Source organism: Congregibacter variabilis (assembly GCF_045689235.1).
GTDB lineage: Bacteria > Pseudomonadota > Gammaproteobacteria > Pseudomonadales > Halieaceae > Congregibacter > Congregibacter variabilis.
This window is the reverse complement of the sequence record NZ_CP136864.1, coordinates 671,888-686,694: the sequence shown is the minus strand read 5'-3', so window position 1 is coordinate 686,694 and position 14,807 is coordinate 671,888. Positions and strand designations below refer to the sequence as shown.

General features: G+C 54.7%; 13 protein-coding genes and 1 tRNA gene. All 14 read left to right on the top strand.

The genetic code is table 11. The features are described from left to right. Positions 1–5: 5 nt before the first annotated feature. Complete coding sequence (gene pabC, locus R0135_RS03105; protein ID WP_407348801.1) at positions 6–827, top strand: aminodeoxychorismate lyase; 822 nt, start codon at positions 6–8, stop codon at positions 825–827. Further along, positions 812–1,840, top strand: a complete 1,029-nt coding sequence (mltG, locus tag R0135_RS03100; protein ID WP_407348800.1) for an endolytic transglycosylase MltG — start codon at positions 812–814, stop codon at positions 1,838–1,840. Before pabC ends, mltG begins: the two co-directional genes overlap by 16 nt. A gap of 2 nt (positions 1,841–1,842) precedes the next feature. After that, positions 1,843–2,490, top strand: coding sequence for a dTMP kinase (gene tmk / locus R0135_RS03095; RefSeq protein WP_407348799.1), 648 nt, complete (start codon positions 1,843–1,845; stop codon positions 2,488–2,490). Next, complete coding sequence (locus R0135_RS03090; protein ID WP_407348798.1) at positions 2,490–3,476, top strand: DNA polymerase III subunit delta'; 987 nt, start codon at positions 2,490–2,492, stop codon at positions 3,474–3,476. The genes tmk and R0135_RS03090 overlap by 1 nt, the downstream gene beginning before the upstream one ends. A 45-nt stretch (positions 3,477–3,521) precedes the next feature. Continuing rightward, a complete protein-coding gene (locus R0135_RS03085; protein WP_407348797.1) occupies positions 3,522–3,872 on the top strand; it encodes a PilZ domain-containing protein in 351 nt (116 codons plus the stop codon). A 435-nt stretch (positions 3,873–4,307) separates the two neighbouring features. Next, positions 4,308–5,360 carry a beta-N-acetylglucosaminidase domain-containing protein gene (locus R0135_RS03080; protein WP_407348796.1) on the top strand — a complete coding sequence of 351 codons (1,053 nt, stop codon included), beginning with the start codon at positions 4,308–4,310 and terminating at the stop codon, positions 5,358–5,360. A 154-nt stretch (positions 5,361–5,514) separates the two neighbouring features. Then, positions 5,515–5,599: transfer RNA gene (locus R0135_RS03075), tRNA-Leu, on the top strand. Positions 5,600–5,654: 55 nt separating this feature from the next. Beyond that, entirely contained in the window at positions 5,655–6,980 is a 1,326-nt protein-coding gene (tig, locus tag R0135_RS03070) for a trigger factor (RefSeq protein WP_407348795.1), read from the top strand. Between the two features lie 31 nt (positions 6,981–7,011). Then, positions 7,012–7,653 carry an ATP-dependent Clp endopeptidase proteolytic subunit ClpP gene (gene clpP / locus R0135_RS03065; protein ID WP_407348794.1) on the top strand — a complete coding sequence of 214 codons (642 nt, stop codon included), beginning with the start codon at positions 7,012–7,014 and terminating at the stop codon, positions 7,651–7,653. A 106-nt stretch (positions 7,654–7,759) separates the two neighbouring features. Beyond that, the gene (clpX, locus tag R0135_RS03060) at positions 7,760–9,046 is read left to right on the top strand and encodes an ATP-dependent Clp protease ATP-binding subunit ClpX (RefSeq protein ID WP_407348793.1); all 1,287 of its coding nucleotides are present in this window, start codon (positions 7,760–7,762) and stop codon (positions 9,044–9,046) included. A gap of 137 nt (positions 9,047–9,183) precedes the next feature. Next, entirely contained in the window at positions 9,184–11,598 is a 2,415-nt protein-coding gene (gene lon, locus R0135_RS03055) for an endopeptidase La (protein WP_407348792.1), read from the top strand. 328 nt (positions 11,599–11,926) lie between these two features. Further along, positions 11,927–12,202 (top strand): HU family DNA-binding protein, encoded by a 276-nt coding sequence (locus R0135_RS03050; RefSeq protein ID WP_407348791.1) that lies wholly within the window; start codon positions 11,927–11,929, stop codon positions 12,200–12,202. Between the two features lie 177 nt (positions 12,203–12,379). Further along, positions 12,380–14,248: a SurA N-terminal domain-containing protein gene (locus R0135_RS03045; RefSeq protein WP_407348790.1), complete on the top strand. Its 1,869-nt coding sequence runs from the start codon at positions 12,380–12,382 to the stop codon at positions 14,246–14,248. Positions 14,249–14,256: 8 nt separating this feature from the next. After that, positions 14,257–14,802, top strand: coding sequence for a DUF1285 domain-containing protein (locus tag R0135_RS03040; protein ID WP_407348789.1), 546 nt, complete (start codon positions 14,257–14,259; stop codon positions 14,800–14,802). Positions 14,803–14,807: the final 5 nt, after the last annotated feature.

Below are 14,807 nucleotides of genomic sequence, written 5' to 3'. Positions count from 1 at the left end.
CTGGGATGACCGAGCAATGCACGGCATCGGTGCCCGCCACGGACCGTGCGTTTCTTTACGGTGATGGGCTTTTTGAAACTCTACTGGTTGTTGGCGGCACCCCTCTCTGGCCAGAGCTGCATCTGGATAGACTGAAGCTTGGAGGCGAGCGTCTGGGCATCGAGGTGTGTATTGCAGACATCCAAACAGCCATCGTTGAGGCACTCGGCAACTGTGTTGGCAATGCCGGCGTTCTTCGCATTACGGTTAGTCGCAGGGGAGGCCGAAGAGGATACGCCCCTACAAAGAATGCTGGTGTAAACATAAGCACCATGTATTCGGAGCTGGGTCGCGAACCTTTTCAGGTGGCGCAAGCTGCGACTGTGCTGACCTCGTCGATACGCATGGGCGAGCAACCCCTGCTGGCGGGCCTCAAGCATTGCAATCGTCTGGAGCAGGTCATGGCAGCTGCAGAGGCGCAGGAGAAAAATGTTGACGACGTACTGCTACGCCTTGCCGATGGATCTTACCAATGCTCCAGTAATGCCAATGTATTTGCGATTTACGGCGGAACCTTGCTGACTCCCGATTGCAATCGCAGCGGTGTGCTCGGTACCCGACGGCGACTGATCCTGGAGCAACTTTCCGGGCAACTGGGATTGTCTGCTGAAGAGGGCACTTTGAAGGCGGCGCAGCTGGAGGCTGCTGATGCCATGTTTATCTGCAACACCGTCGTAGGTATTCGCGAAGTGGCGCAGTGGGATGAGCACAGCTTTGAGCCATCGGCCGTAGTGAGAGAGCTTCAGCGTACTTACAAGCGAGAGGCTCAGTTTTGCTGCGCAATCTAAGCCTGGCGGTGGTCCTGCTTTTGGTAGCGCTTGTCGCCAGCGCAGTGTTGTTGCGCGACTGGTGGGAGCGACCCCTCACACTACCTGCAGAAGGCATTGTTCTGCAGGTAGAGCCAGGCGACAGCTTGAGCCGGTTGTCACGGCATCTCGCAAAAAGAGGCGTCCTAGATCACGAACGACTGCTCAATATCATGGGCCGATTGCTGGGAGCAGACAGTCGAATTCTACGTGGGGAATATCGTTTAAATCAGGGGATAACCCCCGAGGGACTCCTCACATTGCTGCAAAGCGGGGACACTGTTCGCTACCTGGTGACCTTGCCGGAGGGCATTACCCTGTCTGATGCCCTGGCACTTATTCAGGCCAGCCAAGGAATTCGGAGCACCCTTGCAGGGGCAAACGACAGTCGCTTGCTGGATCTGGTGGCTCCCGCAGCGAGCGCTGAAGGGTACTTCTTGCCAGAGACCTATCAATACGAGCGCGGCGACAGTGATTTCAAGTTGTTGTCTGAGGCTCATCGTTTGATGGAAGAAGCGCTTGCACATGCTTGGCAGCAACGGCGAGCAGAATTGCCTTACAGTGAGCCTTATGAAGCTCTGATCATGGCGTCCATCATAGAAAAAGAAACCGGGCTAGCGCAGGAAAGACCAGCCATTGGCGGTGTCTTTGTCCGCCGACTTGAGCTGGGCATGCGCTTACAAACGGATCCCGCCGTGATCTACGGACTTGGTGACGCATTTCAGGGTAATCTGCAGCGCAAGCATTTGAACGACGCGAGTAATGCTTACAACAGTTATCGTCATCACGGCCTGCCCCCGGGTCCTATTGCCCTGCCAGGAAGGGACGCGCTGATGGCGGCGGTGGACCCGGCACCGGGTGATGCCCTTTATTTTGTGGCCCGGGGTGATGGTAGCCATGAGTTCAGCGCAACTCTAAAAGAGCACGAAGATGCCGTGCGTCGTTTTCAATTATCGCGACGAGCCAACTATCGATCATCACCGGAGAACAAGTAGCAGTGAGTCAGCGAGGCTTATTTATCACCCTGGAGGGTGGCGAGGGGGCGGGCAAGAGTACGGCAATGGCCTATGTCGAAAAACGCTTGCGTGAAGCCAACGTCGACATTGTCTGTACGCGTGAGCCCGGTGGGACCCGACTTGGGGAGCAATTGCGTGAGACTTTATTGGCGCCGTCAGAGATTGATATCGATCCTCTTGCGGAGTTACTGATGATGTTTGCCGCTCGCGCCCAGCATCTTAGTGAATGCATCGTGCCAGCGTTGCAACGAGGGCAATGGGTGCTGTGTGATCGATTTACCGATGCAAGTTATGCCTACCAGGGTGCTGGGCGCGGTTTGGGAGAGGCGCCCGTGAGTGCTCTGGAGGAGTTGGTGCAGAACGGACTGCGTCCCGATCTGACTTTATTACTTGATGTGCCGGCAGAGATCGGTCTGTCGCGGGCCAGGGGCAGGGGAGCGCTGGACAGATTTGAGCAAGAGGATCATGCGTTTTTTGAGCGCGTAAGACAGTCTTATCTATCCCGGGCCCGGCGCAGTAGCGGGCGCTATCAGATCATCGATGCGTCCGCAGAGCTCTTTGAAGTAGAGTCTTCTCTGCAGGCCGTGGTCGAGGACTTGCTAGCGTGCCCCCCATTGGTAGATAGCTGATGCTGGAATTACCGCCGCTGATCATCCCCCCAGCCCAGTCTCGATGTCTTCCCTGGCATACAGAGATCTGGAGTAGCCTGACTACCCAGTACGCAAACGGGCGACTGCCCCACGCAATGCTCCTGGAAGGCCAGCCAGGAACAGGCAGAAATCGACTAGCCCTGTCTCTAGCGCGGCATTTGCTGTGCAGTGAAAGGGGTTGCGATGGGAATTGCGGGAACTGTAAAACCTGCACCCTGAGTGCGAGCGGAGCGCATCCGGACCTGCTGACTGTTGTGCCGGTAGAGACCGGTAAGGCCATCGGCATCGATGCGGTGCGGGAGGTAATTCGCTTTGCCGCTGGCACGCCCACGCTGGGCCGCTCCAAGGTAATGCTGATTTCCCCCGCAGAATCACTGACACAAGCGGCATTTAATGCTTTTCTGAAATGCCTGGAAGAGCCGTCGTCGGAAACGTTTATTATTTTGGTGTGTGCCAGCGGTTATCCATTGCCGGCCACAATACGCTCCCGCTGTCAGCGATGGCAGCTGCCGTCACCCAGCATGCTGCATAGTCGAGAGTGGTTGCTGGATGCGCTTGACGGTGAGACATCCAGTAGTCAGCCCATAGATGAAATGCTTGAACTGTGTGCTGGAAGGCCATTGGATGCGATGGAAAAACTGCAAAGTGACGAGTCAGATGCACTCATCGGTTTGTATAGTACGGCCAAGGCTATCTTGACAGATGGTCGCCCGTCGCCCGCGCTTGAGCAAGCAGTCGCAAAGGTTCAGCCCGATAGCGCTCTTGATGTACTGGAAAGCAACCTGCAAGGGTGGCTGCGAGAATTGCCAGCGGGCAAACTTCGATCCGGGGAGGCTCAAAGGGGCTTCGCAGCACTTGAAACCATCGCAGGGCTGCGGGCGGCAAAGCGTAGCGGGACCAACCCCAACGTAGATCTTCTCAGGTTTAGTGCAACGTCTGTGATCAATAGGCTTTGGGACAGATAAACGCGATGCTACACTCAAGGCTCTCAAAAGCGTGTCTCCGTTATCATGAGTGATCAATCGTCAGGCCATCAGGGAATTCTTTCTCTGACCATAAAGGACAAAGCAGTCCTTTATTCTGCATATATGCCGTTTATCAAGAACGGCGGACTCTTTGTCCCTACCAATAAAAGCTACGAAATTGGCGATGAAGTTTTTATGCTACTGACCTTGATGGAGGAGCCCGACAAGATTCCTATTGCCGGGAAGGTGGTCTGGGTTACTCCGAGGGGCGCTCAGGGGAATCGTACCTCTGGTATTGGCGTGCAGTTTTCCGAGCAGGACGCCGCAGCGAACTCCAAAATAGAAGAGCACCTTGCAGGCATGCTCGCCTCGGATCGGCCTACTCATACGATGTAGCATCCAAGCCTTGGATGCCGTCACGCCTAAGGTTTTTACTCTAATCGCTTGAAAAATATCGTAAAACCATTTTTGCACTAGGAGAGAGTGCATGGTCCTCAGTCAATACTGAGGGGTAACGCATGAGATATCTTAGGATGACAAATTACGGTAAGAACCGACCATAACGTATTGATAGTTAGGTTTTTTTGATAAAAAAGTGGGCTCCAAGAGGAGCCCAATAAGACCATTAGGAGTGAAACATAAAGGAAGTTAATCCTCTACAACGGAACATTGGGTTTGTTCCGGTGACATACCATCCCTGCGAGGAAATGGGGTCATGGCTATAGTAAAGCGATTAATCGGGAATATTCCATACTTTGTTCATGAAAAATTAGTTCGTTTAAGCATATAGCAATGCTTTTTTAATAGCCCTAGGGAGTTAAAAAGAGAGATATGACGGCTGATAAACCCATGCTGGGTGTTTTGGAGGGCTTTTATGGTCGGCCATGGTCAGAAGCCTCCAGACTGTTGATGGCCTGGTGGCTACCTGCTATCGGCATCGACGCTTACCTGTACGCGCCGAAAGCAGACGCCTATCTGCGCAAGGCCTGGCAGCGATCCTGGCCGCGATCCGAGCGAGAGCATCTTATGGCGGTTGGTCGGCGCTGCGCACAAAGTAAACTCTCATTCCAGGTCGGCCTGTCGCCTTTTGAGCTTTACCTGGATTACAACCGGGCGACGCAGCGCGCCTTAAAGACCAAGGTCGGTGAGATAAGGGACTTAGGGGTGACAGGTCTGGCGGTTCTTTTTGACGATATGCCGGGCGATCTTGACAGCCTTGCGGCCCGTCAGGCAGAGATTTGTGCTGATATTCGTCATTGGGTCAGCGATACCGACATGGCCTTACGCGTTTGCCCCAGCTATTACAGCGATGACCCGGTCCTTGATGAGATATTTGGCCAAAGACCCGAAGGCTATGTAAAGTCACTTTACGAGCAATTAGATAGTGCCTATGAAGTCTTCTGGACAGGTCCGGCGGTATGTTCGGAGTCCATCAGCCCGGCAGACCTCGAAGCAGTACACAGGGACTGCGGGGGACAGGTCGCAATTTGGGACAATTACCCTGTCAATGACAGCCGCGCGCGGTCGCCGCATCTCTATGTGCAACAGTTGAGTGGGCGATCTGCAGACATTGGCGATTTGATTGCCAGCCACTGGTGTAATGCGATGAATCAGCCTGCGCTGTCACTTCCGGCCCTGTCTTCTTTGCCCGCGCTCTACTCCCGGCTGTCCGAGTTGGCCCCTGAGGCGCTAGGGGAGGCTGGTATAAACGATCAGTTAATAGATGCTTGTCGTGCGCTCGGGGAACGACGTCTCGATGAGCTGAGCTCAGAGCAGCGCAAGGAATTGGATTCTCTGGCAACTGCCGAGAGTGTGGCAGCTCAGGAATTGCGCGATTGGCTCTCAGGGGGCTATGAATTCGACCCAGAGTGCCTTACCTGTTGAAAGCATGTTGCCGCCAACGGACGCCTGTGGCAAAATCGCGCCCCTCGGAGGTACCCGGCTGCGGCCCTGCTTTCGATAAATTTCCAGAAATATCAATGTTTTGCGGGTGTATTTAAGGGTTCCCGAAGGTCCTTTGAGTCGCCTGGTCAGTTATGCGGGAGTGGCGGAATTGGTAGACGCGCTGGATTTAGGTTCCAGTGCCTTATGGCGTGAGAGTTCGAGTCTCTCCTTCCGCACCAATCAGGGGCTATGCAAGGCCCCGCCAAAGAATGAGTTACTAGGGATCACCAGATTATGCAGGTTTCTATAGAAACAACGTCAAAGCTGGAGCGCCGGCTGACCGTTGGAGTACCGGCCGAAACCGTCGACACACAAGTCGATGAGCGCCTCCGTCAGGCCGTCAAGAACGTGCGTTTGCCAGGCTTTAGACCCGGGAAAGTACCCTTGAAGGTGATGCGTCAGCGCTTTGGGCCCGGCGTTCGGCAGGAAGTACTGGGTGAAGTAATGAGCCGCAGCTTCCAGGAAGCTGTGACTCAAGAAAAATTAAAGCCAGCGGGTCAGCCGACCATCGAGCCTCGCAGTATGGACGCCGGTAAGGACCTTGAGTACATCGCCACCTTTGAGGTGTTTCCCGATGTTGAGGTTGTCGAGCTCAAGGATTACCCGGTAGAAAAGCCGGTCGCCGAAGTTTCCGACGAGGATGTGGACAACATCATCGAAGTATTCCGAAAGCAGCGCGGAAGCTGGGTAGAAGCCGAGCGTCCCGCAGCGGATGGCGATCGCGTGAATATCGACTTTGAGGGTACTCGTGATGGCGAGGCATTCGAAGGCGGCAGCGCCGAAGGCAGCGATCTCGAGCTTGGCTCAGGACAGATGATTCCTGGTTTCGAAGACGGCGTTGTAGGCATGAGCGCGGGGGACGTGAAGGTCCTGTCACTTAGTTTTCCAGAGGATTACCACGCAGAGGAACTCAAAGGTGCTGCGGTGGAGTTCAAGGTCACCTTAAACAAAGTTGAGGAGATGCAGTTAGCACCTCTGGATGCAGAGCTTTATGCCGCCTACGGCCTTGAAGGTGACGATGAGGCGGAGTTTCGCGCGGAAGTTAAGCAAAATATGGCTCGGGAACTGCGTAATGCAGTAGACGCTCGAGTGAAGAAGCAGGTTATGGACGCGGTAGTAGAAGCCTACGCCGACCTGGAAGTGCCCTCAGCGTTGATTGCTCAAGAGTCCGATGCCTTACGCAATCAGATGTTCCAGCAGTTCGGTGGTTCCGCGCCCGAGGGCATGGACCTTAAGTCGATTCTGCCGGACGATATGTTTGCCGAAAATGCCGCCCGGCGCGTGAAGTTGGGTCTGGTACTTGCGGAACTCATTGCGCATTACGAACTGAAAGCCGACGAAGAAGCGCTGCGCAGCGCAGTGGAAGAGATTGCTTCGACTTATCAGGATCCGGAAGAAGTCGTTAACTGGTATTTTTCAAACCAGGAGCAGCTCGCTGCCGTACAGTCTAAGGTCCTGGAAGACAAAGTAGTCGAGCGTCTGCTTGAATCTGCTGCCGTCAGTGATTCCCAGTGTAGTTATCAAGAAGCTATTGCTCTGGGTCAACAGGCTAATCAATAGTCACAGCAAGAACGTCAGGAGCTAACAAGGTATGTCGAGACACATCGAAGGAATGGCCCCCTCAGTGCAATCACTGGGCCTCGTGCCCATGGTGGTTGAACAGACCTCGCGGGGCGAGCGTTCCTACGACATCTATTCGCGGCTGTTAAAAGAGCGCGTAGTGTTCGTGGTGGGGCAGGTTGAAGACCACATGGCAAACCTTATCGTGGCGCAGTTGCTGTTTTTAGAGTCCGAGAACCCCGACAAAGATATACATCTGTACATCAACTCACCGGGCGGGTCCGTCACCGCGGGTTTATCGATTTACGACACCATGGAGTTCATTAAGCCCGATGTCAGCACCATGTGCATTGGGCAGGCCGCGTCTATGGGCGCCTTCTTGCTCTCTGGTGGTGCAAAGGGTAAGCGATACTGCCTTCCCAATGCCCGCACCATGATTCACCAGCCCAGCGGCGGTGCTCAGGGCCAGGCTACGGATATCGATATCCAGGCTAAAGAGATTCTCATCATTCGGGAGCGCTTGAATCGCCTGATGGCGGAGCATACTGGTCAGCCACTGGAGGTGATCGAGCGTGATACCGAGCGGGATCGCTTCATGGATGCAGAGCAAAGCAAAGAGTATGGCCTGATTGATGAGGTCGTTACTGCCCGGAGCACCGGTAGCAGCGAGTGATCCAGTACTGCTTTTGTCATGCTGATATTGCCCTTCGACTTGCATTAGGAGACGAAAAACATCAACCTAAAACCGCTGGCAGTATCGTGGGAGGCGAAGTGAGCCAATGAATAAGGATTCATCCGGATCAGATGACGGCGGCAAGCTTTTATATTGTTCTTTCTGCGGCAAGAGCCAGCACGAAGTTCGAAAGCTGATTGCCGGCCCCTCGGTCTTTATTTGCGACGAATGCGTCGATCTTTGCAATGACATTATTCGTGAAGAGGTGCAGGAGAGCGCGGCAGAGGAGGGCGAAGAGAAGCTTCCCGTCCCCGAGGAAATCAACGGCATTCTCGACGAGTATGTGATTGGTCAACAGCGTGCCAAGAAGGTGCTGTCCGTCGCCGTGTACAACCATTACAAGCGTCTGCGTCACGGTAGTTCAAAAAGTGATGACGTAGAGCTTGGAAAGAGCAATATTCTTCTCGTGGGCCCAACAGGTTCAGGTAAGACTCTGCTTGCAGAGACTCTGGCGAGGCTCCTTGACGTCCCGTTTACCATTGCCGACGCGACGACGCTGACTGAGGCGGGGTATGTAGGGGAAGATGTCGAGAACATCATCCAGAAGCTTCTGCAAAAATGCGATTACGACGTAGAGAAGGCCCAGGTGGGCATCGTCTACATCGATGAGATCGACAAAATCTCTCGCAAGTCAGACAACCCCTCGATCACCCGGGACGTGTCCGGAGAGGGAGTTCAGCAGGCGCTCCTGAAGCTTATCGAAGGCACCGTGGCGTCGGTACCACCTCAGGGCGGCCGCAAGCATCCGCAGCAGGAGTTTCTTCAGGTAGATACCTCAAGCATTCTGTTTATCTGTGGCGGCGCGTTTGCCGGGCTCGATAAGGTGATTCGCGATCGCTCTGAAAAAGGCGGTATCGGCTTTGGCGCTGAAGTCCACAGTAAGGACGCGAAGCGTAATGTGGGCGAGGTCCTGTTCGATCTGGAGCCCGAAGATCTGGTGCAGTACGGACTGATTCCCGAGTTCGTCGGCCGCCTGCCGGTGATAGCAACATTGGAAGAACTTGACGTTCCGGCACTGGTGCAAATACTCACCGAACCACGCAATTCTCTGACCAAGCAATACAGCAAGCTCTTCGATATGGAAGGTGTTGAAATAGACTTCCGAGAAGACGGTTTGCGTGCAGTGGCAGAGAAGGCAATGGAGCGTAAGACAGGTGCTCGCGGTCTACGATCGATCCTTGAAGGCGTATTGCTGGACACTATGTACAGCATCCCCTCCAGAGACGATGTGGCTAAAGTGGTAGTGGACGAGTCCGTGATTCGCGGAGATTCCGAGCCGCTGCTGGTTTACCAGAACAAAGAGCCCGTTCGCGCCGCCGCTCCAGAAGAGTAAACTCGGTGACGGGCCTTGTGTCCGTCGAACGACGACCTGCATTCGACCTGCACGTGCCTTGTAATTTTCGCGTTCGGCCCCATTATTCATGGGTCTGAAATACCATACCTGACTTCTGGTTAGACCTGGAGAACACGATGGGCGAGCACCCCGTACTAGAACTTCCCCTCCTGCCGCTGCGCGACGTAGTGGTGTACCCGCATATGGTCTTACCCTTGTTTGTGGGTCGAGAGCGCTCCATTGAAGCCCTCGAGCATGCCATGGCGAATGACAAACAAGTACTGTTAGTCGCACAACGAAATGCCTCTGACGATGATCCACGCGCCGACGACATCTATCAGGTTGGCACCGTGTCAAATATCCTGCAATTACTGAAGCTTCCCGATGGCACCATCAAAGTGTTGGTAGAGGGTGGCTTCAGAGCGGCTGTTGATTTCGTGAACGACGATGGCGAATTTACCGTTGCCGGGGTGCGCGAAATTGAGGCCGACGAACCCGACGAGGACGAAGCAGAAGGTTTGTTGCGCACGACGTCGAGCAATTTTGAAAAGTACGTGACGCTGAGCAAAAAGGTGCCTGCGGAGGTACTGACCTCGCTTACGGGTATTGATGAGCCGGGAAGGCTTGCCGATACTATCGCCGCGCACATGGGCGTGGAGCTTGACCAGAAGCAGAAGATCCTTGAAATCTCGTCGGTGAAAGCCCGCCTGGAATACCTCATGGGTCTTATGGAAGCGGAAATCGACGTCTTTCAAGTGGAAAAGCGCATCCGTGGTCGCGTCAAAAAGCAGATGGAAAAAAGCCAGCGTGAGTACTACCTGAATGAGCAGATGAAGGCTATTCAGAAAGAGCTGGGTGAAATGGACGAAGCGCCCAACGAAGCTGATGAACTGGAGCAGCGCATTGCCGACGCCAAGATGCCCGAGGAAGCCCGGGACAAGACGTTGGCGGAGCTTGGCAAGCTGAAGATGATGTCGCCTATGTCCGCCGAGGCATCGGTGCTTCGTAGCTATATTGACTGGATGGTAAGTGTTCCCTGGTCCAAGCGCAGTAAGGTCAAGCATGATCTTAAGCGGGCCACCGATATTCTCGATGCAGACCACTATGGTCTTGAGGAGGTCAAAGAACGGATCCTCGAGTATCTCGCGGTGCAAAAACGCGTGCGCAAGGTCAAAGGCCCCGTATTGTGCCTGGTAGGCCCTCCAGGCGTTGGTAAAACGTCTCTGGGCGAGTCTATTGCGCGAGCAACCAATCGCAAGTTTGTGCGCATGGCCCTCGGTGGCGTGCGAGACGAAGCCGAAATACGCGGTCATCGCAGGACCTATATTGGTTCCATGCCGGGTAAGTTGCTTCAGAAAATGTCCAAAGCGGGCGTTCGCAACCCTCTATTTCTGCTAGACGAAATTGACAAAATGGGCATGGATCACCGCGGCGATCCGGCATCAGCGCTGTTAGAGGTTTTGGATCCTGAGCAAAACCACCAGTTCAACGACCATTATCTGGAAGTGGACTACGATCTTTCGGACGTTATGTTTGTCTGCACATCTAACACCATGAACATTCCCGGGCCCTTGCTCGATCGCATGGAGGTAATACGTCTTCCCGGGTACACCGAAGATGAAAAGCTGAACATTGCCCAGCGTTATCTGATCCCCAAGCAGGTGAAGCGCAATGGCCTGAAGGAAGACGAACTGACTATTTCTGAAGCTGCCCTCATTGACGTAATTCGTTATTACTCACGCGAGGCCGGTGTGCGCGCACTGGAGCGAGAAATCGCCAAAATCTGTCGCAAGATGGTTAAGGCCATCACGCTCAAAGAAAGCGAATACGGTTCCACCGTGACGCCTGAGATGCTCTCAACTCTGTTGGGAGTGAGGAAGTTTAATTACGGTGTTGCCGAAGAAGAGAACAAGATCGGGCAAGTCACGGGTCTGGCATGGACATCGGTTGGCGGAGAGCTACTGACGATTGAGACTGCGGCGGTGGCCGGTAAGGGTCGTTACGTTAAGACCGGGTCCCTTGGTGATGTCATGCAGGAGTCTATTCAGGCTGCAAGCACGGTGGTTCGTAGCCGTTCCCAGATGCTGGGTATACCGGCGAGTTACCATGACAGCCACGACATGCACATCCACGTTCCCGAGGGGGCGACCCCCAAGGACGGTCCTAGCGCCGGTGTCGCTATGTGTACTGCCCTGGTGTCGGTATCGACGGAGATTCCTGTCCGTGCAGATGTGGCCATGACCGGTGAAATCACGCTCCGAGGTGAAGTGCTGCCCATCGGGGGTTTAAAAGAGAAGCTCCTTGCCGCCCGTCGGGGCGGCATCAAGACGGTCATTATCCCCAAGGAGAACGAGCGCGATCTTCAGGAGGTCCCTGACAATATTAAGGAGGATCTGGATATTGTGGCCGTGAAGTGGATCGATGAGGTGCTGGCAATTGCTTTGGAAACCCCACCGGTGCCCTTAAGCGACGAGGAGTATCTGGCCGGAACCGAGCAGTCACAGGCGGAACAGGGCCGTGATGGCGATAAAAATCGCATAAACACCCATTAAAACGGTGATTTATCAAGCCTGCAGTTGACCCGTTAGAGTGCGCTGGTATAGAGTCTCGCAGCTGTGAGGTGCTTCATTACAGACTTACCTGCGCCGCCTTTTAGTCTCTTGGATGGCTGATAGTGGCAGCCGCTGAATTGCGGGGAATTAGGTCTGATTGACCCATCAGGGAACGGTAAACCACGTCTCCATAAGGCCGTGTTATCCGGTTCACTTGGCCGTAACAGACTTGATACAAGATTTGCGCCCACGCGCGATTTAATAACTAAACAGTACGATTTTACGATTCGTCTTTTATTGGCGATGAAAAATTCAAAAGGGGACCTTAGTGAACAAATCAGACCTTATCGATGCGATCGCGTCAGCTGCAGACATCAACAAGTCCGATGCCGGGCGTGCACTGGACGCAGTAGTAGACAGCATTACAGATACCTTGAAGCGCGGTGACCAAGTGTCTCTCGTTGGCTTCGGTACGTTTTCAGTGAAACACCGTGCCGCGCGCGACGGACGTAACCCTCAGACCGGCGAGACGATCAAGATCAAAGCGTCTAACGTGCCTGGTTTCAAGGCTGGCAAAGCCCTGAAGGATGCCGTAAACCAGTAAGGTGTCGCGTAGCGAGTGTCCGAAGCACGTTAACTGATCGTGCACAGAAAGGCAGGCGTTCAAATAGCGAAACTCATACAAGGCGCACCTCGGTGCGCCTTGTGCGTAGAGGCTTAGACTTCGCGCGATAAATTAGTAGTTTCAGTTTTCACATCATCACCTCAGGGTCGAATTGCAATGCTGCAGGATATCCGGGCCAATGCTCAGGGAACGGTCGCCAAAGTTATCATTGGGCTGATCGTAATTTCATTTTCCATCTTTGGTATAGAGTCACTGCTGTTTAGCGGTGGCTCTAACGGCGTTGCAGAGGTGAATGGAGAGGAGATTTCGCCCTTTGCGTTACAACAGGAGCTGTCCGTCCAGCAGCGGCGCTTGCTGTCTATTTTGGGTGACGATGCCGATCCAGCTTTACTTGACCAGGCGCAGCTGACTCAGCAAGCGCTCGAAACGCTTATCCAACGAGAAATCATCAAGCAAGCCGCAAAAGATATGGGTCTCAATACATCCGATCAAGCGATTGGTGACATCGTTGCGTCTATGCAACAGTTTCAGATCGATGGTCAATTTTCGCCTGATCTCTTTCAGGGCGCGCTGGCAAGTGCCGGATTCACTCCCGCACTGTTTCGCGAGCGTCTGGCTGAGGATATCGAGATTGGCCAACTACGTGCAGGAATCGCGGGCAGTGATTTCGGGACCGATGCGGAGCTCCAGTTGGCCTCATCTATCGCCCTTGAGGGCCGTGACGTTCGCTATATCAGTCTACCCTTGTTTGATTTTATCGCCTCCGTAGAGCTCAGCGATGCCGCTGTGGAGGCATTTTACGACGAAAACCCAGACCGTTTTCAAAGTGAAGAAAGCGTGATTCTCGAATATCTGGAGCTGGGACTTGATGCCTACCGCAAAGAGGTTGATGAAGCGCGTTTGCGCGAAGAGTTCGAGTTAGTCAGAGATGAGTTTGAGCTCGCAACCGAAGCGCGCGTGTCACACATTCTCATTGAGGGCTCCGACGAGGATCGCGCAGACCGTATTGCGCAGGCTCAGGCGGCACTCAAAGAGGGTATGTCCTTCGCCGATGTGGCTGCTGAGTTCTCAGACGATATTGGATCTGCGCAGGACGGTGGAGACTTGGGTTACACCGCAGGCGACACCTTCCCTGAGGCCATGGAGGACGCTATTGCCGCTCTGGCTGTGGGTGAGCAATCCGATGCCGTGGAAACCGAAGCAGGGACGCATATCATTTTGCTTACTGATCGACGCGAGGGGAGTAGCGTCAGTTTTGAAGATGTCGCGGCAGAGCTCGAAGATCGTATTCAGACCAGGGACGCAGCGGCGGATCTGCTGGCCGACGTAGAGCGGCTGCGCGATATCGCATTTAACGCGGCGGATCTGGACGACCCCGCTGAAGCGTTAGGGCTGGATGTTCAAACGTCTGAGCCCATCAGTCGCACACAGCAAGAGGGGCTTTTTAGCCGTCCCTCAGTCTTGCAGGCGGCATTTTCAGACGATGTGCTGGAGGCGGGTCACAATAGCGAGGTTATTGAGTTAAGCCCGGAGCAGTTTGTCTTGTTACGCGTGGCCGAACGACGCCCTTCAGCTCTCAGGCCATTGGCTGAGGTTCGCTCAGCGATAGAGGTGGAGTTACGCGAGCGTCTCGCAAAAGAGGCTGCCGCGGCGCAAGCTATGGAGCTCTTGGCTGCCTTGAATGAAGGCAGTACGGTCGAGGAAGCTGCGAATGCAGCGGGCTTACAGTGGCAAGTCGAGCTGGGCGCACGCCGGGACAGCAGAAGCCTGCCGGCGGTCGTGCGTGAGAGGTTGTTCGCGATGCCCGCGCCCGCAGAGGGAAGCGCCACACGAGAAATAGTGGATGCTGATCCCGACGCAACGTACCTTGTCGAGTTGGCCCGCGTTAGCAGTGGCAATCCCGACGGCCTTGCGGCTCAGGAGCGCGACAGTCTGCGTCAGCGCATCGCTGGTGAAGCCGGTGGCACTGTGCAGCAGCAGTTTGAAAACAGTCTCCGCGAGCGCGCTGAGATCGTTGTCTACTAGGAGGTCTCTTGGCTAAGACACTTCAGGGTCTGGTCAATACCATAGTCTCCTCTACTTCTGGATTGCCAGAGCCGGGCGCTCTGGCGTCCTGGTCCCCCGAGCTAAGCGGCGATATAGATATACGCATCCTTGCCGACGGTAGCTGGACTCATGAGGGATCATTGATCCAGCGAGAAGGGCTCGTGAGAGTTTTTGCGTCCCTGTTGCGCCGTGAAAGCGACGGCCATTACTACCTGGTGACGCCGGCAGAAAAATGGCGAATACAGGTTGAGCGCCACGCTCTTGTGGCGGTCGACTGTGAGCGGACGGGTGAGAATGGTGACGGCGTCTGGCAGGTGCTGTTGAACACAGGGGGACGCTGCCGCATCGGCGGAGAGTACGCGCTTCACGGTGCAGGCGAGCATGGCGAGCCTTTTGTGCAGCTACCCAACGGCCTTAGCGCGCAAATAAGTCGGGCGGCCTGGTATCGCCTTCTGGATGCGGCCGTGATCGAAGACGGTCGTGCCTACATCATCAGCGGTGGCGAAGAGGTCACCCTCGGCGCCACCGACTGACGGCA